The organism is Endozoicomonas arenosclerae (assembly GCF_001562015.1).
In the GTDB taxonomy this organism is placed as follows: domain Bacteria; phylum Pseudomonadota; class Gammaproteobacteria; order Pseudomonadales; family Endozoicomonadaceae; genus Endozoicomonas_A; species Endozoicomonas_A arenosclerae.
In genome coordinates, this window is the sequence record NZ_LASA01000091.1 from 1 (window position 1) to 24448 (window position 24448).

Below are 24448 nucleotides of genomic sequence, written 5' to 3' on the forward strand. Positions count from 1 at the left end.
TGATTCTGTGGTCACCAATCTTTTTATCAAGGCTGGGGTGGCTCAGGAGTTCCTGTCTCACCTGATTCAAAGTCATGAAGCACTCAAAAAGTCCCCGGAAGAGTTCATTAACTCATTCAGTTACAACCTGGTACTGGATCAATACTCCAGCGAGTTTGTCGACTTTCTGCGTTATTACGATTACTCCGACCTGATTCTGGCCGATGCAGACGGCAATATTCTGTACACCGTGAACGCCTATGGGGACCTGGGTAAAAATCTCTTCAAAGGGGCTCTGGCTAATACCGCATTTGCAAAAGCCGCAAGGCAAAGTCTTGAAGAGGTCATACCCAAGTACGCTGATGTGGCCATGTATCCACCTATCGGGGATCAAAAGGTCAGCTTCTTTATCTTGCCCCTGGTGGATGAGCGCGAAAACACCACCGGTTTTCTTGCGGTCCAGATTCTGGCTTATAACGTTCAGAATATTTTCGAAAGTGACAGCCAATTTGGTGGTGGCCTGAAGTCCTATCTGGTTGGGGATGATGGTTACATTCGTTACGGTACAGATCTGGATTCAACGCAGTCCATGACGCTCAAAGCGGATAATGCCTTAATCGATGACTGGTTGGCTCATATCGATGGCGAGGGGGAGTTCCATGAGATTCATGAAGGCGAGCATGATCATGATCATGATCATGACATGGAAATGGAAGAGGCTTATGAGAGTCTTGATAGTGATGCCGAGCTGAATGAACTCTTTGGTGAAGATGTTGACTTGCAAGTAGGCTCATCGAAAAGTGCTCAAATGGAGCAAACTTTACATATCAAGAGTTACACCAATGTATACGGTGAACAGGTGCTTGGCACCTACCATGCCATAGAAGTGGCCGATACGCCTATGTCTCTGGTCTCTGAGGTGAGTCAGGCGGATGCTTTTGCCTCTGTTATCCAGTTCAGAAACCGTCTGGTCTATATCTCTGCAATCACTGCCTTGATCGTAATTCTGATAGCGTTAGTGATCACTCGAAGGTTAGTCAGGCCTATTAGAACCATAACCGCCTGGGTTAACAGGGTAGCCTCGGGAGATTATGTTCAGGGCGCGGTGCTCAGTGGTCATAATGAGATCAGTGATCTGAGCCGCAGTTTCTCTGAAATGACGGAAAAGCTGCGGAATGTGATCAGCGATAACGACAGGAAAAGCTGGCAGCAGGAAGGACAGGCGGGCCTCAACAACTGTATGAGGGGGGAATTGGAACTTTCTGAAGTCTGTAAAAATATTGTTTCTTATCTGGCTCGTTATCTGGATATGCAGACCGGGGCCATGTATGTCATGGACGATGAAAAGCGACTTCAGTTAATGGCTTCCTACGCTTGGAAGCGTCGCAAACAGAGTAAGAACAGTTTTGAGATTGGTGAAGGTATTGTCGGTCAGGCTGCCATGGAGAGGCAGTCTATTGAGCTGACCAGTCTTCCAGAAGATTACATGAATATTGAGTCAGGCCTTGGCAGTACACCTCCCAGAGTCATCATTACCGTTCCTCTGATCTATGAGGATGAGATAAAAGGGGTGCTTGAGTTTGCTTTGCTGAGAGAACTCTCTGAAGAGCAGAGAGACTTCCTTGAAGATGCTCTGGAGAATGTCGCGATAGGCATTAATTCTGCCCAGTACCGCACTCGAGTCAATCAGTTGCTCGATAAAACTACCCGTCAGTCAGAAGCGATGAAAGAGCAACAGGAAGAGCTTCGGTCAGTAAATGATGAGCTGGAAAGCCGGGCACAAGTTCTGGAGGAATCTCAGGAAGAATTGAAAGCCCAGAGTGAGGAAATGCAGAAGTCCAATGCTGAGCTTGAAGAGAAAACCGAACTGCTTCAGCAGCAGAAGACGGAGATTGAAAGAAAGAATCTTGATATTGAGCTGTCGCGAAAAACGCTGGAAGAAAAAGCTAAAGAGCTGGAGCAGGCCAGTAAGTACAAGTCTGAATTCCTGGCCAACATGTCTCATGAACTGAGGACACCGTTGAACTCATTGTTACTGTTGGCTCAGATGCTGGCAGATAACGATGAGGGCAACCTGACAGAAGACCAGATTGAATCGGCCCAGGTCATCTACAGCGGTGGTAAGGAACTGCTGGACCTCATAAACGATATCCTTGATCTCTCTAAGGTTGAAGCGGGCAAGATGAGTATCAATCTGGATGACATGGATATTGAAGAACTGTGTTCCAGTGCCAGAACACTCTTCAAACCGTTGGCTGACAACAAGGGCTTGGACTTTGCTGTCGATATTGAGCCCGGAACGACACAGGTCATTTTGTCTGATTCACAGCGAGTGATGCAGATTCTCAAGAACTTCCTTTCCAATGCCTTCAAGTTCACCGAGCAGGGTGGGGTCTATATCAAGGTATTCAGCAGCTGTCGTACTACGGATCATGGTGATGAAACCTATGTTGCCTTCGCAGTAAGAGATACCGGAATAGGCATACCTGAAGACAAACAGGAAGCCATTTTTGAAGCTTTCCAGCAGGCTGATGGTTCAACCAGCAGAAAATATGGTGGTACAGGGCTTGGGTTGGCTATTTCCAGAGAAATGTCGTCCATGCTGGGTGGTTACATTGGCATAGAGAGTACGGAAGGGGAAGGGACTACCTTCACGGTTTATCTGCCTGATAACGCGGTTTGCTCTCTCAATGGCGAAAAAGTCATGGCAGAGAGTTTTTCTCCTGGAGTGAGTAGCGGAAATAGTGCTGAAAAAAAGACCCGGAGTGAACCAGCTTCCAAACCTGCTGCGCAAAAGCCAGCGGAGACTAAAAAAGCGATACCCGTAAAAAAACCTAAATCTTCAGGCAGTAAGAATATTCTCATCATTGAAGATGATCAGCACTTCTCTGACATTGTAAAACAACTTTCCGGCAATCATGGCTACGAATGTCTGGTGGCCGCTACCGGTAAACAGGGCATTCAGCTTGCTCTGGATGAACAGCCTATGGCTATTATCCTTGATCTTGGGTTGCCTGATATGGATGGTGGCGATGTGCTTAAGCAGCTCCAGCAAAACGATTCAACCAAAGATATCCCGGTTCATATTGTTTCTGGTCGTGACCCCGATGAGTTTGAAAGACCGGGGGCTGTCGGCTATCTGGTTAAGCCTGTCACAGTAGCTGATCTCGAAACTGTGTTTAGTACTTTGGAAGAGGTGCTGTCAGAAGACATTCAACATGCATTGTTGTTAGACAACGATGAAAAAAGTCGCTCTCACATGGCGAAAATGCTGAAGGATAAAGGCATGAATATCGCTGAGGTGGCTTCTGCTGAGGAGGCCCGTTCATTATTGGAGGAAGGACACTGGCAATGTCTGGTGATGGACGTTGATTTGCCGGATTCCAGTGGTCTGGAGTTTCTGCAACAGCTTCAGGAAAAGATGGGAGACAAAATGCCTTCCATCGTTATTCATACCGATAAGAAGCTGACCCCGGACGATCAGAAGGAGTTTCAGAAATACACCCGTGCGTTGGTGATGAAAGGTGACTATGCGTCTGAACGTGTGATGGATGAAGTCAGCCTGTTCATCCATTCCATTGAGAAGTCTGCTCCGGAAGAAATGAAACCGGCCACAGAATCTGTCAGCAACAAGTCGTTGGATGGGCACAAAATTTTGCTGGTGGATGATGATCTGAGAAACACCTTTGCTCTGTCTAAGGGGCTTCAGTCACTCGGTCTGGAAGTGGTGATTGCAGATAACGGTCAGAATGCTCTGGAAAAGCTGGATGAGGAAGAAGGCATTGAGTTGGTTCTGATGGATATCATGATGCCGGTTATGGATGGCTACGAGGCCATGCAGAAAATGAGGGAGATTGATCGCCTCAAAGAAATGCCCGTCATTGCCCTGACAGCCAAGGCCATGTCTGATGACAAGGCCAAATGCATTGATGCCGGAGCCAATGATTACATGACCAAGCCAGTGGATATCGACAAACTGGTTGAAATGATCAAGGTCTGGTTATTCAAATGACAGAACCCAGGGAAACGGATCAGGATTTTGAGCTGAAGCTTTTGCTGACAGCAGTTGAAGAGAAGTATGGCTATGAATTTGGCAGTTATGCCAGAGCGTCCTTAATGCGTCGTGTAAGAAGGCATATGCAGATGTCTGGTGTGGAGCATATCAGTGATTTGATTCCTTTGTTTCTGCACGATGAATCTGCCTTTGCTGCGTTTGTGAAAGATATGTCTGTGGTTGTGACTGAGATGTTTCGAAATCCAGACTTCTTTAAATCGCTCCGGGAAAACATCGTCCCTATATTAAAGACCTACCCCTTTATCAAAGTTTGGCATGCAGGCTGTGCCAGCGGTCAGGAAGCGTACTCCATGGCCATACTGCTGGATGAAGAAGGTTTGCTCGATCGTTGTCAGATTTATGCCACAGACTTTAATGACCAGGCGTTGCGTCATGCCAAAACCGGCATTTATCCTGAAGAGGATATGGCGCTCTATGAGGAAAATTATCGTCAGGCAGGTGGTACGAAAGAGCTGTCTAAATACTGCCACCGGGGTTATGACTCCGTTAAGTTTAATGGTCGGCTGGCCGAGCATATTACCTTTGCTAATCATAATCTGGTTACTGATGGGGTCTTTGGTGAGATGAACCTGATTTTGTGTCGCAATGTCCTTATCTACTTCAACCAGGATTTGCAGAACCGGGTGTTGCAATTATTGTTTGATAGCCTCTGTTCCAGAGGCATTCTCTGTATTGGCAAGCGGGAAAACATTCAGTTCAGTTCCATTGGTGATCAGCTGGAAGTCGCAGATAGAAATCAGAAAATTTACAGGAAGAAAATCTGATGGCGCGCTCGCTGGTGGTGATAGGAGCTTCTGCAGGAGGACTTTCGGCACTGGAAAGCTTGTTGAATGAATTAGGTAAAAACTTTTCATTACCTATTGTTGTCACCAAACATTTGGCTTCTGGAGACGAAGAGGGTTTGCATAAAGTCCTGAGTAAGACTTCTCCAATGGAGGTCTCCATTGCCTGCGACAAACAGCCAATGGAAAGGAATCATGTCTATCTGGCACCGGGTGGGTACCATTTGCAGATTGAAGACAAAGATACTTTGAGTCTGAGTGTGGATGAACAAGTCTGCCACTCTAGGCCTTCTGTGGATGTACTCTTTCAATCGGCTGCTGACGTATTCGGAAAAAAGCTGTTGGGTGTCGTATTAACCGGAGCCAATCGGGATGGTGCTGAAGGTATCAAGGCGATAAAACAGGCCGGTGGGGTAACCGTTGTTCAGAATCCGGAAACATCGGAAGTCCCTATCATGCCCAAGTCAGCCATCAGTACCGGCTGTGTGGATTATATTTTGGATTTGAATGATATTGCGATTTGCTTGAAAGACCTGGAGTTCAAGCTCGAAAAATAAATCAGGGGAGCTGTCATGGATGACAAGCCTAAAGTCAAAATTCTGGTAGTTGACGATCGTCAGGAGAACCTTCTGGCGATGAGCAAGCTGCTCAAACCTCTGGGTGCTGAGGTACACAAGGTGGATTCCGGTGAGGCTGCGTTGTCTGAAGTTTTGCACCATCACTTTGCTGTAATTCTGCTGGATGTTCAGATGCCGGGCATGGATGGCTTTGAAACAGCAACCCTCCTGCACAGTAACAAGCAAACCTCCAGCATTCCTATCATTTTTGTTACCGCCATCAATAAAGATCAGGCTTACATCAGTAAAGGTTATCAGGCGGGTGCCGTAGATTATCTGCCCAAGCCTATTAATCCTGAAATATTGCTGGGCAAGGTAAAGGTATTCCTGCAGCTTGAAGAGCAGAGAATCGAACTTGAATCTGTGTCCAAACAATTACGCTGGATCAGTCGCAAGAACAAGTTGTTGCTGGATCATGCCGGAGAGGGCATTGCCGGGCTGGATAGGGATGGCAGGATATCTTTTATCAACCCTACTGCCTGTGACATGTTGGGTGGGACAGAAGAATCTCTTTTGGGAGAACACATAAGCCAGTTTGTCTTCAATGCTGAAGGGGAGCAGGCTCTGGAAAAATGGCAAGAGTCCCAGATCAGGCAGGATTGTATGGAAGGTGGGGGTGTTTTCAAAACATCCGATCGTCAATTGTGGACCCTTTCCAGAAGCAACTTTGCCGCTGAATACAATATGGCCGCCATCGTCAACGAAAAGCAGGAAGTACAGGGCGGAGTACTGCTGTTTCAGGATATTACCGAGCGTAAAAAGCTTGAAGAACAGTTGGTGCAAATGGCCAAGTACGACAGCCTGACAGGGTTGGCGAATCGTACCTTGTTCAGAGAGTTTCTCAGTGCCTCGCTGGCAAGGAGTCAGAGACGTGATAAGAGCACTGCGGTCATGTACCTTGATCTCGACCACTTTAAGGAAATAAACGACACTTTGGGTCACGATGCCGGTGACCTGTTGTTGAAAAGTGTTTCCGAAAGGTTACAGGAATGTGTCCGTGAAGGTGATCTGGTGGCACGATTGGGTGGTGACGAGTTTGCCATTATTCTGGACGATGTGGCGGAAGCTTCCGATGCCAAACTGATTGCGGAAAAAATCCTCACTAAAATTCGTGAGCCTCATGACCTTGATGGTGAGGAAAGACATGTGGGTACCAGTATTGGTATCGCAACTTCTGAAGATACCGGTTCCGACGCGGAAGCTTTGCTTAAGGCAGCTGATGAAGCGATGTATGTTGCCAAGAAAAACGGAAGAAATGATTACCGTCTGGCATCCGAGTTAAACAGTGAAGAGAAAGCACAGGCCGAACAGGGCAGCTGAAGCTGCCCTGATGATTAACGGTTACACATCAAATGAATCGCCGAGTTTCTTCTCAACCAATACTTTTCTGAGCTTGGCAAACCGAGGTAGTCCATTCAGGTAAGGAGGATACTCCTCACCTTCAATCAGAGGCTCCAGGTATTCACGGCAAACCGGCGTAATACCAAAGCCATCTTCATCTATGAATTCCATAGGCATTTTCTTTTCGAAATTGGCCACTTCTTCCAGTTGAACCTCGCCAATGGACCAGCGATAAGGTGCGTTGGATTCCCGGGTAATGCTTGGCATCACAGCATTCTTGCCAGTAACCGCCAGTTCAACCGCAGCCTTGCCAACCGCATAAGCCTGTTCAACATCGACTCTTGAAGCAATATGTCGGGCTGAGCGTTGCAGGTAATCTGCGACCGCATAGTGATATTTAAAGCCATGCTCCCGCTTAATCATGGTGCACAGCGCCGGGGCAACACCACCCAGCTGATGGTGACCAAAGGAATCAATAACTGTGGTAGAAGCTGAGACAAAGCTGCCATCAGCGTATTTGGCTCCTTCCGAAGCCACGATGACGCAGTAACCTTCTTCATCCACGGTTTTCTTAACTTTGGCCAGAAACTTCTCTTTGTTCAGCGGTGTTTCCGGGAACACGATAATATGGGGTGGATCACCATCCTGACGGGCTGCCAGACCAGCTGCAGCGGCCAGCCAGCCAGCGTGACGTCCCATAACTTCCATGACAAAGACTTTGGTCGACGTATCGCACATAGAAGCAATGTCGTGGCTCGCTTCCTTGGTGGATACCGCCAGATACTTGGCCGCAGAACCAAAGCCCGGGCAGTTGTCGGTGACGGCCAGATCGTTATCAATGGTTTTGGGAATACCGATACAGGTGATGGGATAACCCATTTTCTCACTGAGCTGGGATACCTTCAGGGCGGTATCCATGGAGTCGTTACCACCGTTATAGAAGAAGTAACCAATATTATGAGCCTGGAATACTTCGATCAGTCGGCGATACTCCGCTTCACTTTCTTCAAAAGACTTGAGCTTGTAGCGACAGGAACCAAATGCGCCACCAGGCGTCCTGTGAAGCGCACCAATGGCTTCATGAGATTCCTGGCTGGTGTCGATCAGTTCTTCCCTTAAAGCGCCCAGAATACCATTATGACCCGCATAGACCTTACCAATTGTTTCCGGGTAGCGACGAGCAGTCTCGATAACGGCGCAGGCACTGGCGTTGATAACAGCTGTTACGCCTCCTGACTGTGCATAAAATGCATGCTTGATTGACATCCTGAGTGATTCTCGCTGAATGAGTGATCTTGGTTTTGTGAGTTTATGTTGTTTTATGGTAGAACAGGTTTTGCAGTGAATGATACTTAAAACCGTTCACTTTGTCCGTTTATTTAGCGTGAAATTTTTTAGGGAAAAAAGTGACGGAAAAGTAACTTTTTTCGCTGTTTGTGCACCATTCTAACTCGTTGCCTCCGCCCTACAATCATCTGCTTGAGGTAAACATCCTGATAGACTGGGGAGTCTGTTATTATTAGCATCAGCAAAAACGATGCCATTTCAGGGAAGGCGCCAAAAGATGATGACCATGTCAGGCATTCGTCACAGGTTAATTCTGTCAGAAATAAACTTCGTACCGTGATCATTGATGAGTAAGGGTGATATGCACATACATATTCTGGGAATCTGCGGCACATTTATGGGGAGTCTGGCTCTCCTGGCCAGGGATATTGGCATCACCGTCAGCGGTTCTGATGAGCATGTCTATCCACCAATGAGCACCCAGCTTGAAGCCCAGGGTATTGAGCTGAAGCAGGGGTATCACATTGAGCACCTGGCGGACGAGCCTGATCTTGTGGTGATTGGTAATGCCATGAGCCGTGGGAACCCGGTAGTTGAACATGTGCTAAATAAAGGCTTGCCCTATACCTCTGGCCCCCAGTTTTTTGCTGAACATATCCTCAAGGATAAGTGGGTCATGGCCGTAGCTGGAACTCACGGCAAAACCACTACCAGCAGTATGCTGGCCTGGATACTGGAACATGCAGGCATGTCACCGGGGTTTTTGATTGGCGGTATTCCGGCTAACTTTGGTATCTCGGCAAGAATGGGGGATACTCCGTTTTTTGTTGTTGAAGCGGATGAGTACGATACGGCCTTTTTTGATAAACGCTCCAAATTTGTTCATTACCATCCCCGCACGACCATTCTGAACAACCTTGAGTTTGATCACGCCGACATTTTTGAGAATCTTGCTGCCATCCAGAAACAATTTCATCATCTGGTCAGAACCATTCCTGGTGAAGGTCGCATTCTTGCACCAGCCAACTCAGAGGCCATGCAGGAAGTGCTTGAGATGGGCTGTTGGTCAGAGCTGGAACAGTTCGGTACAGACTGGACTACCCACTTGAAAGAAGCGGATGGCAGCCAGTTTGATGTTCTACATCAGGGCAAGGCAGTTGGGCAGGTTAACTGGTCATTAACCGGTGGTCACAGTGTTGCTAATGGCTTGGCGGCTATAGCGGCTGCCAGACATGTGGGAGTCCTGCCAGCCCAGGCCTGCGAAGCTCTGAATCAGTTCAAGGGCGTCAAGCGCAGGATGGAATTACTGGGGGATATTAATGGCATCAAAATCTATGATGATTTTGCTCATCATCCTACAGCCATAGAAACAACCCTGGCCGGACTGCGGGCTCGATTTGGCAATGATCGAATCAGAGCGGTGATTGAGCCACGCTCGAACACCATGAAGATGGGGTATCACGGAGATGCCTTGTCGACTTGTGTTCGGGATGCTTCTGAAGTGATCTGGTTTCAGTCCGGGGCAGTAAAATGGTCTTTGGACGAATTCATCAACAAGAGTCCGGTACCCACGCAGGTCATGTCTTCCACAGAAGATATTATCGACTATTTGCTCAAGACATCAGAGAGTGGAGATCATCTGGTCATCATGAGTAATGGTGGCTTTGAGGGGATTCATCAACGGCTGCTGCAAGCGCTGAAAAAGGCGTAAGAGCAGCATTGGAATAAGGTTTTTAACTTGGCTGAGCGAATTACTCTGGCTATCACCGGGGCCTCGGGTGCCCAATACGGACTCAGGCTGATGCAATGTCTGGTGGCTGCGGAGGCAGAGATTTTCTGCCTGATCTCAAGGGCAGCAAGAGTGGTCATTGAAACGGAAACTTCTCTGCACTTGCCTTCTGATGATCGGGAGGCGGAAGCGGTTCTGCTGGATTACTGTCAGGCTCGACAAGGACAGATTAAATTATTAGGCCATGAAGACTGGATGTCACCTGTGGCTTCCGGCAGCGGTGCTCCCAGCAAAATGATTGTCTGTCCCTGCAGTTCGGGCACCTTGTCGTCCATAGCCTACGGAGCCAGTAATAATCTGATTGAAAGAGCGGCAGATGTTGCTTTGAAAGAACGCAGAAAGTTGGTGCTGGTGCCCAGAGAGGCACCTTATTCAGAAATTCATCTTGAGAACATGCTTAAGTTGACTCGGATGGGCGCTGTTATCCTACCGGCTTCTCCGGGTTTTTATAATAAGCCCGAGACCATGGAAGACCTGGTGGACTTTGTTGTGGCCAGAATCCTGAGCCAGCTGGACATTGAGCAAAAGCTCATGCCCAGATGGGGTGAGGCCTACATCAATTAAATCTTTGTTGAAGGTTATGGAGCCAGAGAGCCAAGGCATCCAGATAAAGTATGACTCGGGTATCCGGATCAGCTGACTGGGCTGCCACTTCTGGCTCGAAGGCTTCTGGGATTTCCTGCTTGACGACTTCCAGCTGGTACTGGGCATGGGGCTGATCAGAAATGACCAGTGTCCTGCCCGGTTTGGGAGTTGCCTCCATCCAGTGAATCAGGGTGTCTCTGGTGTTGGCCCTTTGCCAGTGCTGGTTTTTCCAGACCCGGGGCGAGTCGATAAATTCTATTGGCAGAGCTTTCATCGCCTCAGGAAGATCCATGGCTTCAAAGAGTTGTCTTGCGCCTTCTGTCTCGGTAATAGGGCGTGCTGCTTCTGCCCTTTCTCCCTTCGCCTGCTTCCCAATACTGCTGGCAATCAACGTGTCTATTTTATCAATGCCATCGTTCAGAGGACGCTGTCCCACCAGAAAGACGATTTTGTTAAATCGCACGCCTTCGCCCCAAAGTCTGGCCAGATGCTTAAGCCGTCTTTCCATTCTCGGAACCGTAGCGCCCAGCAGCAGGGTATATTCAAAATGGTCTGAAGACGGCAACAGTTCATCTACAAGATTTAGCTCTCTGAGTGAATTCATAACCACCTGATGCTTATCATCTGTAAGCGCCAGGTCCTGCATTTCCCAACGTTCCTGACCGGGCTTTCTGCGCCACAGTTGTGAGGCCGATATAAGGGATTCCAGAGAGCCGGAATGAGAGATGCCGACTTCGTCCATTAATGTTGATAAGCCTGACAGCTTCAGGTTGTTCATGACAGCGCCAGAATCAAGAAGCAGGTGGTCAGAGAAGCTATTACGAGGGGGCATAACGTCCTTCCATGAAATCAATCAGAATGAAGTCCAGAATTGGAGAGATATGCAGTTTTTCGGCAGGGCAGGAAGGTGATTTAGAGGAGAGATGCATGTTCACAAAGCTCCTCAAGTTTAAAAAAGATGCTTTTCTGGTGAGGTGGGTTATTGAGCTTGAGCGATTCTTTGTTGAAGGTTATGAAGCCATAGCGCCATGGCATCCAGGTACATGATCAGCTGGTCGTTGGCACCGGATGCCTGAGCTGTTGCCTCTGTCACGAAACCTTTGGGGAGCTCCTGCCTGATCACTTCCTGTTGATAAAACAGATGTGGCTGGTTGGATACGATCAGTGCAGAACCAGGTTTGGGGTGGCTGCTCACCCAGTTTTTAATGCTGTCACGAGTGTTGCCACGCTGCCAGCGATCCACTTCCCAGAAACGGTCGGTTGAGAAGAAGGTCACCTTGAGCTTGCGCATTGCCTCAGGCATGTTGCTGGACATATAGACCATCTCAGCAGCTTCTTTTTCTGTAGCGGGGCGGGCTTTTCGTTTTCTGTCTTCTGAAGCATCACTGCCAATGACTTTGGCAACCAGCAGCTCGGTCTGATCAATATCATCAAGAGTGGGTCGCTGGCCGGACAGGAAAATGATGTGGTTAAATCGAACTCCTTCATGCCAAAGCTTGATTAAATGCTGGAGGCGGGCACTCATTCTGGGAGCTGTGCCACCCAATACCAGTGCGTAATCAAACTGCTGTTTTTCAGGTCTGGACTCATTGATTAATCCCAGGGCTTCCAAATAGTTGAATACTTTTTTTCTTTGCTCTTGTGAGAGTTTCAGGTCTTTGACCTCCCAGCGCTCCTGATCGGGTCTTCTGCGCCACTGCTGGGTTGCCTCAACCATAGAGTTGAATTCTTTCTGGTGAGGGGTGTCGGTTGCTGTCAGCAGAGCAGACAGGGTTTCAAGCTGCTGCTGACTGAGAGCGGGATGATTGGCCTGAACAGGGGAAGCAAGGAAAACAGTCAGGAAAAGCCCTGGGAGAAAGGGCTTAAACCATCGGTACGTGCTGAGCATCATTGTTATTTCATGAGTCCATTTAAAAGACTTCAGAATAGATCAGTTTTTGGCTCAGTGGGGCAGGGTAGGGGGCGTCGACTTCGCCACAGCCTGAATCAGACTTTGATCAAGATCGGGAAGCGCCCAGGCCTCTGGGTAATTCTTGGAGAGCTCATCAATCATGACCGAGTACTCTTCTGCGGGCTTGTTCAGAAGGTAGGTCAGGAAGGTATAAATGCGGTTGGACATCTGTTGGTTGAAGGCTTCCATCTGCTCGGAAGTGATGGCTTTGGCCTTTAACGCATCATCCATAACCGAGTTACGGGTACAGTTTGCTGCGATCATCAGGGCCAGTTTTTTGACGGTATCATCGTTCATGGGACTTCCTCAGCTCGTGTTGTCTTCCTCTATTCAGTGTAGATCGGTTGGATTCCATCAAATTAAAGAAAGATCTTTGGAGAAGAGGCTATTTGAAAAGAAGGGCGGAGAGGAATAAGGAAAGAGATTTGGAGTTATGGTGTTTTTAAGGGGCCACGAATACTCGATACCAGTCCAGACCTGCTTTCCACTCTGGTGTATAAATCATGACAGTAATCTGATGCATAGGGCCTGAATAACTTATAGGTTTTTCTCAACTATTGTCCAAAGCCCTGAGCTTACGAAGCAGATAAAAGGGGACGGGACGAATAAAGTTATAAATGAGAAAAGACAGAGCGGTGATTATTGTTCCAAACCCTGTCGGTAAAACTGCACCAAAAGTCCATGTCATGCCCAGAACAAAGCCAAGGAAATATTCTGCTCTATAAATAGGTAAGAACAAGGCGAGCAGCAACATGCCTGGTCCCATAAAAGAGGCTACTTGATTGAAACCACTCACAAAGGCTGCTGACAGAGTCACTCCGTAGAGGAAAGCGCTAAAAAAGCCAATAGCAATAGTATAGGAATATACGCCAGCTTCCCGTTGAATGACTTTTCCTGTTAGAAACCATGTGAGAAACGGTAAAAAGATAGCTCCCCACAGGTTAGAGATGGCCGGCATATCGGATCGATGCAGGATGTAATGACGAGGTATGCCATCATGAAAAAACTGCCAGCTCAGCAGTGCCCAAATGGATACTGAAACCAAAAGAGTGAGGTAGATTCTGGAGCGCATCAGAACGGTATTATTCATAGATCATCGGACGGTTGGTTATAAAGGTACTCAGAGGATAAAAGGGCCAGTATGCTGGTATTCCACCATCGATTCCTGAAGTAGCGGTGCTCTATGAATTCAGCTTCTTTTCTGAAGCCCAATTTCTCACAGAGAGCAATGGCAGCCCGATTTTCAGAAATGGTTTCTGCGTATATCCTGTGGGCATTCAGCTCCTGAAAGCCGAAGTTCAGGATTGACTGCATAGCTTCCTGAGCAATACCCTGTTGCTGAAATGTTCTGTTCAGGCTGCAACCAACAGAGGCCTGTCGGTTGTCTTCTAATCTGATGCCTACGGAGCCTATCAGCTTGTGATCCGATTTCAGGCAAATAGCCAGGTTGTAGTTTGTTCTGGGCTGCTCATTGGCTTCTGAGATAAACATGGCTAAAAGCTTTTTCCAATGTTCTGGCGAACAGTCCTTTTCGCTATAGAACCTTTGGAATTCGCTATCAGAACTCATGGCTGCAAAGTCTTCGAGATCGCCCTTGTTGTAGTCTCGAAGAAGCAGCCTTTCAGTGGCTAATTCAAACCTCATTCTTTGAGTCACTTTCACTGAAGTGGTAGCCGTTGGTTTTTCTAGTTAGAAACATAATTATCTGGTGAGGGTTCCTGTGACTTTTGTAATAGCCAGCTTGCCATCTTTCATTTCTATTGTTGCTTCTTCTAGAGTATTTGCTGACACAAATGCTGTGTAAAAAAGGAATGATTCAAAGACTTTTCCTGAAATATATGCTTTGTCATTATTGATAGTAACATCAAGACTTTTTCTACGATAAATATAGTTTTTGGCAGAAGCTAGCCCTTTTCTGACTAGTGAAATGTATTCTTCCTTGTTTAAAGTTAATTCCTCGCTGCTTCCAAAAAGAGGGTCTGACATCGTTATCTCAACATCACTGCTAAGGTGTTTGGAGAATTCGTCTATATTTTTAGCCTTAACTGCATCATCAACTTGCTGAACAAACTGCCTTACATTTTGTTCAGAGAGTAAAGAAGAGGCAATGCTGGAGTACGTGAAGGAAAGGAGTATAAAAAATAAGATTGTGTGCTTTTTTATTTCTTTGTAGAGAAGTGTCATATGAAATAATAACTTTTAATTACTTAAGTTTGTTTATAGTGTGGCTAATGAAAGAAGTTAATAGTATGTATGCTATTAGAAAAATTCTCAGACTAAAGGCACGCTACCGCCCTGAGATTGACTGTTAATTAAACAACAGTGGAGTACCTTCCCTAAACTCTACGACAGCTTTCAGCTTTTTCTGTGGGCTATTCTGCCAGCCTTTTCTAAGTATTTGTAGGTGAAAATACTTATCTTTTTTCCTGCGGATAGAATGAGCTGCCTGGTCAGTTGAACGTTTGAGTCTTTGTTTCAGACAAAGCTCTCCAGGCCCATAACTATTCAGGCAGGAACTTAAGCAGGAAAATAAGCTCTAATTCTCTGGTTATCTCTATAAATTCATGGTCAGGGAGTACTCTATGAATCGATCGAATAAATTCTATCTTGTTGTTTTTGCAATAATTTCTCTTTTTTTTGGTTTTGTCTCCAGCCTTTTTGCGGCTCCCGGGCAAGAAACGTTTACTGCTTATATTCTGGACATGGAAGATCAGTTTATTCCCAAACTGAGTCAATCCATTGCCACTATGAAGCTAGGGGAAGGGAGTATTGAGTTAAGCCTGTTGGGACGTGTGGATGATCGCGAGTATTATCGCATTGCCCGTTCTCGTGCAGCTAATCCAGGTAGAGTCGATATGGATTCCGATGAGGAGTATCACCTGGTTGTGTATAAGTCTTCGAGTTTTGAAACAAAGGACTTATCGGTTGAATTCAATGAATATGGGAAAAGCTGGTTCAATCAGTATCCTGAAGTCACTCTGACGACAAAAACCAATGTGCCTGTGATCATGAATGGCATCGTGAATATGGTGAATCTGGATCATGCTCAATCAGGGGCGCCCCATCAATTTCTGGAATTGCTGGGTGGTGTTGCTCGCCAGGTACCTGTACTAAAAAGGCTGGATCACCCTGTGATTCTCAAGCTGGCCTATGATCCTTCCCAGACGGGCTCTATACCCGTACTGGAGTTACCGGGTAAAAACTATCAGGATGCTTTTGAAGCATCGCCCAGAAGCCTTGACCAGACGCTGGCAGATATGACGAGCCTGGCCTCAGCCCTGAAGCATGCTCATGAACGTTCTATTGCCCATGGTGATATAAGACTGGGGCATGTTTATTTAAAAGAGGGGCAGGTTCTGCTGACACACTTTGAGCGTTCCAGTGATGTCTCGGCTGAATCCGGTGCCCAGAAGTTGGGTAGAAAGAAATTCACTTTCTACAACAATGAATATCATGCGCCTGAGTTGCGATATCCCAATGGCTTTGGTCAAAAGTGGAAATATACCCATGCGACACTGGAAGGGGATGTCTGGTCTTTCGGAATGATGTTGGCTGAAGCACTTTATTTGACACCTGTAGGCCATGAAATGGCTCTGGCTTCTCGTGTAGGCCAGCCTTTATGGCAGCATTTTGAACGTGTTTCTTCTGAAGATATAGGGTCTGTGGCTGATAAAGATAAACAGTGGGAGCAGGTGCCCTTAACCCGATATTTCCGGCATCTGAAAGCGGACGCTCCTGCTTACAAGACAAAGCAGCCCAGTGACTATGAAGCAGAGATTCTCAAGGCAACGCAGTCCATCATAAATGATTGTACCCATCCGGATCCTGCTAAAAGGCCCGATGCCCATGAGGTTTTTGAAAGGTTAAATGCGATTAGACACAGTTCATCCTGAGATTGACTGCATTTTTGACAGATAAAAAAAGGCGGACCCGGGGGCCGCCTTAATGGTTATGCTCGCCGAATCAGATGGTAACTGACTCGCAATCAGTCTAGTGTCATCTTCATGAACTGAATATGAGCGCTGTCGTTCAGTAGTCCAATCTTGAATAATCTTTACCTGCTCCAGACGCTTTTATGACAGATCCGGTTTGGGCTGAGTCAGCAGGAGCCCTTTGATTCGACTGACCTTCTTTTTCAGTTGGAAACGATCGTAATGCCAGATCCATAGCTCGGGGTGTTCACGAATGACTTGCTCCATTCTGTGAATGATTTGCTGCAGATTATGCTGAGCGTCTTCTTTCCTGTTCCCGCTGTTACTCAATTCAATGCGCTCAAAATGAAGCTGCCATTCATTGTGTTCAAGTGTGCAATAGTGAAATAAAACAGGAGCATTCAGTAGTTGGGCTGTCATGATGCCACTGGCTGGAGCCTGGGTTTCATGTCCGAAAAATGTCACGGGCATTTCTCTTGAACGCAAATCGTTGTACAGGAAAATGGCTTTTTTCTGTTTCAGTAACTGGAAAATAACGGTGGGATCGCCTTTGGCAATGGGATCAATGCCTACTTTTTTTAGAAGCCCCTTACCCACTGTATGGGTCAGAGGAGAGTGTTTGCCCGCTCCAATCAATGTTGTAGTCGGAATGCCTATTTGGGTGGCTGCCATTGTACCCAAGTCGGGAGGACCCATATGAAGGGAAATAATGATTGCGCCTTTGTTCTCTGCTAATGCCTGAGTCAACACATCCTGATGATTCAATTGATAGGGCTGTTTATCCAGTTGGGGCAGAGCTAGTACGTAATCGACGGTGTGCCGGGCAGATTGGCGAATAATCTGTTTTATCTTTTTTTCACAAAGGTATGGAAGAGCCTGTTGAATGGACGCTCTGGCGATATGGTTTTTTTGAAGACGAAGAGCATAGGAAAATATCAGGCTAAATGCTGAGTAAGCTGTTTTGGGTATTCTGGTCAGTAGCCTGACCAGATAGTTAGCTGCTACGTTTTTCCAGCAGTTCAGCTTCATAGGCATTATAAATATGGTTTTATATTATGTAAGAAAAATTGTAAAAGATATAAGTAGATGAATAAACCATCTTTTAAGTGGATGTGAGTATATAATTTGTAATGCTGTGTAAATTGATCACGCTCATGCAAAGCAGAGCAACGGATTAAAGGGCAGCGAAGCGTCTTTATAAAATGTTTATCAGCGACCCGCGGCTTAAAAAATAAAAGTTATTTATAATGGATTAAGTTAACTTGATGACTAGAGCTATCAAGACTCTTTCAAAAATAATATGAACTAAACAGTCATTTTCTGGTCAATTAACCTGTTGATTTCATTTAGAATAAGGACTGGTCTTCATTCCTGAGGGAGTGTTATCCGATAATTTATGATGACCTCAGGCACGGATAATCAAAACAGATTTTCTGGCTTGTGGCTGCTTAGCTGGATTGCTGTTTAATGATTTTTCTTTCCTACCTCTTGCTCGGCGCACTGGCCGGCACTCTGGCCGGTCTTTTCGGGATTGGCGGCGGCCTGGTGATTGTCCCGGTGTTAGTTTTCAGTTTCAAATTGCAGGGATTATCGCCTGATATTCTGACCCATCTGGCCGTTGGCACTTCACTGGCCACCATTGTGGTGACTTCCCTTAGCTCTATTCGAGCCCATCATTCCAAAGGGGCTGTCCAGTGGCCAGTGTTCAGTGTTTTGACGGTAGGTATCCTGCTGGGTTCATGGTTTGGTGTGTATACCGCCATTCAAATGTCTGGCCCCATGTTGCAGAAAGTGATTGGTATTTTTGCCCTCGCTGTTGCTGCCAAAATGTGGTTTGGCTTTAAGCCGTCTGAAAGCAGTAAGGTTCCAGGAAGACCCGTTCTGGTAGCGGCTGGTGGAGTGATTGGCTGGGCATCCAGTATTTTTGGTATTGGCGGTGGTACGCTTTCTGTACCTTTTTTGCGCAAGTGTAATCTCTCCATGGCTCAGGCCGTAGCCACCTCTGCGGCATGTGGCTTGCCCATAGCGATTATGGGAGCTGCGGCTAACATGTTTCTGGGCCGGAATAATGATTTACTGCCTACCATGAGCACCGGTTATGTTTACTGGCCGGCTTTTCTGGGTATCGCTCTGACCAGTATGCTTTTTGCCCGTTTCGGTGCCCAGCTGGCGCACAAACTGTCCTCTGAAAAACTGCAAAAGCTGTTTGCTCTCCTGCTGTTGGTAGTGGGTTGTGAATTTCTTTTCTCAATGTAATGTGTCACAAAAGATTAGAGTCAGCTTCCTCTTGAAGCTGGCTCATTCCTGCGTCCTGCTGATACACTGATCTACCAATACTTAATGAGCATTGTTTCTGGTTCGCCAGCGCAATGTATGTCAGTTAACTTCTAGAAACACCCGGACCTCCTGTGATCCCATATCCTCAAATTGATCCCGTAGCGATCAGCCTTGGGCCTCTCAAAGTTCACTGGTACGGCTTGATGTACCTGGTGGGTTTTGCTGGCGGCTGGTGGCTGGCTGTCCTGAGAGCTAAAAAATCTAATGGTTTATGGAATCCCGAGCAGATTGGAGATCTGCTGTTTTATGTCGCGGTTGGCGTCATATTGGGTGGACGCATGGGCTATGTGCTGTTCTACAACTTCGACTACTTCCTGCAAAATCCGCTCTGGCTTTTCAGTATCTGGGAAGGGGGGATGTCTTTCCACGGAGGTTTGCTGGGGGTTCTGCTTGCTGTATTCCTCTATGGCCGAAAAATTGGCAAGAACTTCTTCCAGATGACCGATTTTATTGCTCCTGTTGTGCCTCTGGGGCTTGGTATGGGTCGTCTGGGTAACTTTATTGGCGGTGAACTTTGGGGCCGGGTAACGGATGTTCCCTGGGCAATGGTGTTCCCTACCGATCCTACGCAAATGTCAAGGCATCCATCACAGCTTTACCAGTTTGTGATTGAAGGTATTATTCTGTTCGGTGCGCTCTGGTGGTTCTCAGCCAAGCCGCGTCCACGCATGGCTGTTTCCGGTTTGTTCCTGCTGATCTATGGTGTCGGTCGCTTCTGCGTGGAGTTTGTTCGCCAACCGGATGAACAGCTTGGTTTTATAGCGTTTGACTGGTTGACGATGGGACAACTGCTCACCGTGCCTATGATTCTTCTTGGAGCAGGCTTGATGGTGGTAGCCTATAAGAAGTTCCCGTTGGTGGACGGTCAGAATCAGGATGACCTGGCCTGGCTGAAAAAGTATGCGCCCAAGCCCGGCAAGAAAAAAGCCATGAGCGGCAGAAATAAAGGATCAAAGTCATGAAACAGTATCTGGATCTCCTGCGCCATGTGAAAGAGCAGGGCACGTTTAAATCCGACAGAACCGGTACAGGCACTTACAGTGTTTTTGGCTACCAGATGCGCTTTGATCTGTCGAAAGGCTTTCCACTGGTCACTACCAAAAAGTGTCACCTGCGCTCCATCATTCATGAACTGCTTTGGTTTCTGAAAGGCGATACGAATATTGCCTATCTGAAAGAAAACGGCGTTCGAATTTGGGATGAGTGGGCTACGGATGAGGGTGACCTGGGTCCTGTCTATGGAAAACAGTGGCGCAGTTGGGAAGGTGCAAACGGTGAAACCTTTGACCAGATTCAGTGGCTGCTGGATGAAATTAAAACCAATCCGGATTCCAGGCGACTGGTGATCAGTGCCTGGAACCCCAGTGTTCTGCCTGATGTGAAATTCAGCCCCAAAGAAAATGCCGCTATGGGTAAGCAGGCTTTACCTCCGTGCCATTGCCTGTTCCAGTTTTATGTTCTGGACGGCAAACTTTCCTGTCAGCTTTATCAGCGCAGTGCAGATATTTTCCTGGGAGTGCCTTTCAATATTGCTTCTTATGCATTGTTGACCATGATGATTGCCCAGGTGTGTGATCTTGAGCTGGGTGATTTTGTACATACCTTTGGTGATGCTCATCTGTATTCCAATCATCTTGAACAGGCAGAAGAACAGTTAAGTCGTGAGCCATTCCCATCGCCCACGATGAAACTGAACCCCAAGATCAAGGATCTGTTTGACTTCACCATTGATGATTTTGAATTGGTGGATTATCAGGCACATCCTCATATCAAGGCGGCTGTTTCTGTTTAAGTAGCTTTGGGTTATTAAAGCAATGTCAGACGAATCAAAAAGCAAAACGTTACTTCTTGATTCGTCTGGTTGATTTCAAGATAAGAATATTTCGTTCAAAAAAACAGAACGATCTTTCGGTTTTAACGAATATTTAAAACCTTTGTCTTAAGTAAAATACGCGCCTCCCTTCACTGAGTTCACGGGACTGACTATGAAGTTTGCGCGTAATCTTGCGCAATAGTACTGACCATGGCTGCACTTACCGGGTGTGATGATAACAGCTCCTCAGAAACAGAAGTCACTTCTTCTGTTCGTTTTGCGACTTACAATCTTTCCTTTGACAGAGCCTCCTATGAAATCCTTGTTGATCAAATGGAACTGACTCCTGAACAACAGGATAAATTGGTTGAGCAATACGAAAATAATCCTGATGGCGTTACGTCTGAGAATCAGGACACCGCTAAAAAAGTGATCCAGATTCGAAATGTAGCGGAAGTGATTCAGCGTACTAACCCTGACGTTTTTGTTCTGGCAGAGTTTAACAACGATGGAACCGGTGAAGACACAAAAGCACTGGAAGGTTTTCAGAAGAACTATTTGTCTGTAGCTCAGGATGAATCTCTGGAAGGTATTGAGTATCAGTATCAAAAAAGCTTTGCGACTAATACTGGATTGGAAAGTGGCTATGATCTGAATCAGGATGGCTTAGGATTTGTCTCAAAATAACTTCCCGGTTTACATAGAGATTCCGTTCACCCTGAGCTTGTCGAAGGGTCGTGGCATTGGGCTTCGACAGGCTCAGCCCGAACGGGTTTAAGAAGGGTTCCACAAGGAAATTATTTCAGGACTATTTCTTAGTGGGCGGCCTCGATGACGCCTTGGGCTTTGGTGAATACCATGGCTAGTATGCTTTTGCCGTGTTCTCTAAATTCCCGTTTGATGAAGACAACATCTGGACTTTCCAGCACTTTAAGTGGAAAGATATGCCGGGTGAAGAAAATATTAAAGTGGATGAGTGCAACGTAACACTACCTGGAGGAAAACAGTGTGGTGATAGATGGTACCCTGAAAAAGCCTGGTTACAGTTCCCGCTATCATCCAGAAACCATGTTGATTTGCCGGTTCGTGTAGAAACTGCAACGGGAGAAGAAATTGTTCACTTTCTGGTTTCTCATCCGGCGCCCTTATCTTCGACAATCCAGCAGACCATAATACCAAGCGCAATCGTGCGGAAGTGGATTTCTGGGTTGATTACATCGACGGCCAGAGTTACATATACGACGATAATAATGTTTTTGGTGGTCTGGAGCAGGGAGCCAGGTTTGTTATTGCAGGCGATCTGAACGCTGATCCTGAAGTGGGTGATGGTGACCTTACTGCTATTCAGGACTTGCTGAAACATTCTTTGGTAAACAATGAGGCAGCGATTGGCATCAAAGCCCCAGCCAGTAGTGGTGGTCCGGAATGTCTTGATTCAGGCGACTGCGACAGAGATATGCCAAACCCTGAAAACATTACCAGTACCAGTGGCTTATGGCTGGATCATGTTGTGCCATCAGCCAATTTAGAGGTTAAAGCGTCCGGTGTCTTCTGGCCTGCCAGCTATGAAGAAGGCTATCACCTGGTGTATGACGAAAAGCTGGGCAACAGTAAAGGTGTGTCATCTGATCATCGTCTAGTGTGGACCGACATTGTGATCAGTCAGTAAATTCGGTTAGAAGCTCAAATAAAAGAGCCCCTGGTGACAGGGGCTCTTCAGAAGTCAGACAAGATTCGTAGATCCTATCTTTTGATCAGACGATTTCGCCTTCGTATGGGTTGATATCCCCATACTGCTCTTGGTACTTCTTCAGCTTTGCGGCATCCAGTTCCGCTTGCTCTTGTTGTTTGGCCGTGTCCGACCAGGTATTAGCGGCGAAATAGAGGCCAGCAGCACTGCCAATCCCCATACCAAAAGCGGCGCCGACTGTTGAGCCAAAGAGATAACCACCGGCCAATGCACCGCCCATTCCCCAACGGGCTACGGTTCCCCAGGATTCATTAATACGTACACAGTACTTCTTAATGCTTTTCCAGGTTTTGGACGTTCCGATGGAATTAAACTTCTCCTTTATGAAGTTGGGAACTCTGAAACTGTCCACAGACAGCCCCATAAAGGTTCTTTTAGCCCTTTCTCCAGCTTGTACAGCAACCTCTCCTGCAGTTTTTACAAGCGCATTCGCTGTCGCCTGGGCAAACTGATTCGCGGCCACATTGATGACCGTTGGGGGAGGAGGGCTTGTGCCCATTTCGTTTCCTGTAGCCATGGCATACCTCCTTGTTAATCCATGAACTGTTGGTTTATCACTGGAAAGCAGTATTACATGGGGTTAAAGGAGGGATCACTGACGTCTTGGTCAGAATCACTAACTGTATATAAAAAGGGGTCAGGAGCCTGAGAAAGCTCCTAAAGAGTATCTGAGGGGCATCGTTGCAGGGAGTACCATTCGCTGATGGAATCTACTTCTTCTTCCGTAAGCATTTTGGCGATATTAACCATGGGGATATGGTTGCCACGCTGGCCGTTCCGGTAGTCATTCAGCTGCTTCACCATATACACTTTTTTCTGGCAGGCCAGATTGGGATTAAAGTCTGCCGTGCCTATACCTTCCGGGCCATGACAGCCCGAGCAAAGCACCAGAGCCTTGTTTCTGGCAGCTTCCAACTTTGGTGTCATCTCAACCGGGCGGAACCCGTTGCCGGATTGTTGTTCACATCCAGTCAGTAAAAGAGCAGCTGTCAGGCTGCTCAGCAACAAGGCCTGTTTTGTCATGATACGTGCCGTTTAATCCAGAGCTTTGCCGTCTTTCGTAAAGCGAAGCCACTGGTGAGAAAACCAATAATAATGACGCCCATCCATAGAAGGGGCTGTGCAATTATAGCGACTGCGGCCCACAGGGAGAGGGGATTTAGCCTGAGTTCGGAATTGGGTTTTCTCTTTATCCAGCCATTCCAGCTCTACTTTGCCTTGCCCGGAAACGTAGCAGTTCAGCTGTTTCTTCTGATAGGCACCGTCTGCCAGCGTCATGGTCAGAGAAGGCATAAGGTCTTTTGGGTCGATAATGGCAGTGTCAGGTTCTTGCAGGGTTACAGGCAGTGGTCTGCTGTTTATTTTGGTTCTGAAGCCACTCATATCGGTGTAGTTGCCGGACATTGGGTAGCGAGGCAGTCGGGTGAAGTCAGACAGAGGCCCGATGGCGCCTGATTGTTGGCCAAATCCCACGTACCCCATGTCCTTGATCATTTTCCTGAGCTCGGGAGCTGTTTCACCAAAAGGCCAGGCCAGCATTTTTACGCTCTGTCCTGTCTTTTCCTTGATACGTTGTTCGGTATCAGTGATCTCCTTTTTAGAGCGTTCCAGCCAGGCTTCGTTGGACTCACCCGGTTTTTTTTCCGGCATATGGGGGTGGCTGATTGTATGGTTGGCAATAGTGGCGCCTGAACGGGTCATCTCCTGAATTTGTTTCCAGGTCAGGAACTTGCCAAAGCCTTTATCCACAGGCTGGGTGCTGACAAAAATCGTAAACGGCCAGCCCTTGGCTTTCAGTATGGGGAAGGCGTTTTCATAGATGTTTTTATAGGCGTCATCAAAGGTGATCACAACGGTTTTGTCAGGGACAGGTTGACCGCTTTGAATGGCTTTAATGACTTCCTCAATGGGTTCTACCTTGAAACCATTTTTATCGAGATAGTCCAGGTGTTGCTGGAACATCTCAGGTGAAATGCTGGTGACAGCCGGTGTTTTATCACTGACATGATGATATTGAAGGAAGACAGCGCTGTCGGCGGCCATGACAAGAGAGGGCAGCATTGCTGCCAGGGCAAAAGCTCCCTTAAGGGGTCGGAGAAGCTGTCGGGAGTATGAAGCAATGCGACGGGTCATGAAGTCTCTGTTCTTTATGTAGGGTGGAAAGAGATGCAGACTGAGATCCGCTTATGGTTAGTTTTAAAACCTGAAAC

At 47.0% G+C, this 24448-nt stretch carries 23 protein-coding genes; 12 read left to right on the plus strand and 11 right to left on the minus strand.

The features are described 5' to 3' along the window. The 4 genes from WG89_RS14600 to WG89_RS14615 all read left to right on the plus strand — a co-directional run. Positions 1-3991 (plus strand): response regulator (locus WG89_RS14600; protein ID WP_062267378.1); only part of this gene is annotated, 3991 nt, incomplete at its 5' end. Beyond that, positions 3988-4818, plus strand: coding sequence for a CheR family methyltransferase (locus WG89_RS14605; protein WP_062267380.1), 831 nt, complete (start codon positions 3988-3990; stop codon positions 4816-4818). The genes WG89_RS14600 and WG89_RS14605, both read left to right, overlap by 4 nt. Next, on the plus strand, positions 4818-5393 hold the full coding sequence (locus WG89_RS14610) for a chemotaxis protein CheB (RefSeq protein ID WP_062267382.1): 576 nt from the start codon (positions 4818-4820) through the stop codon (positions 5391-5393). Before WG89_RS14605 ends, WG89_RS14610 begins: the two co-directional genes overlap by 1 nt. 15 nt (positions 5394-5408) lie before the next feature. After that, complete coding sequence (locus tag WG89_RS14615) at positions 5409-6773, plus strand: two-component system response regulator (protein ID WP_062267384.1); 1365 nt, start codon at positions 5409-5411, stop codon at positions 6771-6773. A gap of 21 nt (positions 6774-6794) precedes the next feature. Here the strand turns inward: WG89_RS14615 and WG89_RS14620 are convergent, their stop codons facing one another. After that, the gene (locus WG89_RS14620; RefSeq protein ID WP_062267386.1) at positions 6795-8060 is read right to left on the minus strand and encodes a 6-phosphofructokinase; all 1266 of its coding nucleotides are present in this window, start codon (positions 8058-8060) and stop codon (positions 6795-6797) included. A gap of 382 nt (positions 8061-8442) precedes the next feature. Between WG89_RS14620 and mpl the strand changes: the two genes are divergently transcribed. Both mpl and WG89_RS14630 read left to right on the plus strand, forming a co-directional pair. Next, positions 8443-9792, plus strand: coding sequence for a UDP-N-acetylmuramate:L-alanyl-gamma-D-glutamyl-meso-diaminopimelate ligase (gene mpl / locus WG89_RS14625; RefSeq protein WP_062267459.1), 1350 nt, complete (start codon positions 8443-8445; stop codon positions 9790-9792). 90 nt (positions 9793-9882) lie between these two features. Beyond that, a complete protein-coding gene (locus WG89_RS14630) occupies positions 9883-10434 on the plus strand; it encodes a flavin prenyltransferase UbiX (RefSeq protein ID WP_245662924.1) in 552 nt (183 codons plus the stop codon). Here WG89_RS14630 and WG89_RS14635 read toward each other — a convergent pair. From WG89_RS14635 to WG89_RS14660, 6 genes are all read right to left on the minus strand, one after another. Then, positions 10427-11287: a hypothetical protein gene (locus tag WG89_RS14635; RefSeq protein WP_062267391.1), complete on the minus strand. Its 861-nt coding sequence runs from the start codon at positions 11285-11287 to the stop codon at positions 10427-10429. The two genes, WG89_RS14630 and WG89_RS14635, sit on opposite strands and share 8 nt — an antisense overlap. Before the next feature lie 147 nt (positions 11288-11434). Then, a complete protein-coding gene (locus tag WG89_RS14640; protein WP_062267393.1) occupies positions 11435-12346 on the minus strand; it encodes a hypothetical protein in 912 nt (303 codons plus the stop codon). 51 nt (positions 12347-12397) lie between these two features. Beyond that, complete coding sequence (locus tag WG89_RS14645; RefSeq protein WP_062267395.1) at positions 12398-12703, minus strand: hypothetical protein; 306 nt, start codon at positions 12701-12703, stop codon at positions 12398-12400. 253 nt (positions 12704-12956) lie between these two features. After that, entirely contained in the window at positions 12957-13478 is a 522-nt protein-coding gene (locus WG89_RS14650) for a hypothetical protein (protein WP_153301611.1), read from the minus strand. 14 nt (positions 13479-13492) lie between these two features. Continuing rightward, positions 13493-14050, minus strand: coding sequence for a GNAT family N-acetyltransferase (locus WG89_RS14655; RefSeq protein WP_062267399.1), 558 nt, complete (start codon positions 14048-14050; stop codon positions 13493-13495). Positions 14051-14107: 57 nt separating this feature from the next. Continuing rightward, a complete protein-coding gene (locus WG89_RS14660) occupies positions 14108-14590 on the minus strand; it encodes a Cif family virulence factor (RefSeq protein WP_062267401.1) in 483 nt (160 codons plus the stop codon). 398 nt (positions 14591-14988) lie between these two features. Here WG89_RS14660 and WG89_RS14665 point away from each other — a divergent pair, with 398 nt between their 5' ends. Further along, a complete protein-coding gene (locus tag WG89_RS14665; RefSeq protein WP_062267402.1) occupies positions 14989-16299 on the plus strand; it encodes a protein kinase domain-containing protein in 1311 nt (436 codons plus the stop codon). A gap of 180 nt (positions 16300-16479) precedes the next feature. Here WG89_RS14665 and WG89_RS14670 read toward each other — a convergent pair whose 3' ends face one another. Beyond that, the gene (locus tag WG89_RS14670; protein WP_062267404.1) at positions 16480-17373 is read right to left on the minus strand and encodes a lysophospholipid acyltransferase family protein; all 894 of its coding nucleotides are present in this window, start codon (positions 17371-17373) and stop codon (positions 16480-16482) included. A 432-nt stretch (positions 17374-17805) separates the two neighbouring features. Here WG89_RS14670 and WG89_RS14675 point away from each other — a divergent pair, with 432 nt between their 5' ends. From WG89_RS14675 to WG89_RS31695, 5 genes are all read left to right on the plus strand, one after another. Further along, positions 17806-18594, plus strand: coding sequence for a sulfite exporter TauE/SafE family protein (locus WG89_RS14675; RefSeq protein ID WP_062267407.1), 789 nt, complete (start codon positions 17806-17808; stop codon positions 18592-18594). 152 nt (positions 18595-18746) lie between these two features. Then, positions 18747-19637, plus strand: coding sequence for a prolipoprotein diacylglyceryl transferase (gene lgt, locus WG89_RS14680; protein ID WP_062267409.1), 891 nt, complete (start codon positions 18747-18749; stop codon positions 19635-19637). Further along, complete coding sequence (locus WG89_RS14685) at positions 19634-20467, plus strand: thymidylate synthase (protein WP_062267411.1); 834 nt, start codon at positions 19634-19636, stop codon at positions 20465-20467. The genes lgt and WG89_RS14685 overlap by 4 nt, the downstream gene beginning before the upstream one ends. A 231-nt stretch (positions 20468-20698) precedes the next feature. Then, entirely contained in the window at positions 20699-21175 is a 477-nt protein-coding gene (locus tag WG89_RS14690; protein WP_062267413.1) for an endonuclease/exonuclease/phosphatase family protein, read from the plus strand. A 508-nt stretch (positions 21176-21683) separates the two neighbouring features. Then, positions 21684-22157: an endonuclease/exonuclease/phosphatase family protein gene (locus WG89_RS31695; protein WP_062267415.1), complete on the plus strand. Its 474-nt coding sequence runs from the start codon at positions 21684-21686 to the stop codon at positions 22155-22157. Between the two features lie 85 nt (positions 22158-22242). On the opposite strand, the gene WG89_RS14700 is transcribed toward WG89_RS31695, so the two are convergent. The 3 genes from WG89_RS14700 to WG89_RS14710 all read right to left on the minus strand — a co-directional run bounded on the left by WG89_RS14700 (position 22243) and on the right by WG89_RS14710 (position 24371). Further along, positions 22243-22755, minus strand: coding sequence for a hypothetical protein (locus tag WG89_RS14700; RefSeq protein ID WP_062267417.1), 513 nt, complete (start codon positions 22753-22755; stop codon positions 22243-22245). Positions 22756-22895: 140 nt separating this feature from the next. Continuing rightward, positions 22896-23261 (minus strand): c-type cytochrome, encoded by a 366-nt coding sequence (locus WG89_RS14705; RefSeq protein WP_062267419.1) that lies wholly within the window; start codon positions 23259-23261, stop codon positions 22896-22898. Between the two features lie 12 nt (positions 23262-23273). Beyond that, entirely contained in the window at positions 23274-24371 is a 1098-nt protein-coding gene (locus WG89_RS14710) for a polysaccharide deacetylase family protein (RefSeq protein WP_062267421.1), read from the minus strand. Between the last annotated feature and the right edge of the window lie 77 nt (positions 24372-24448).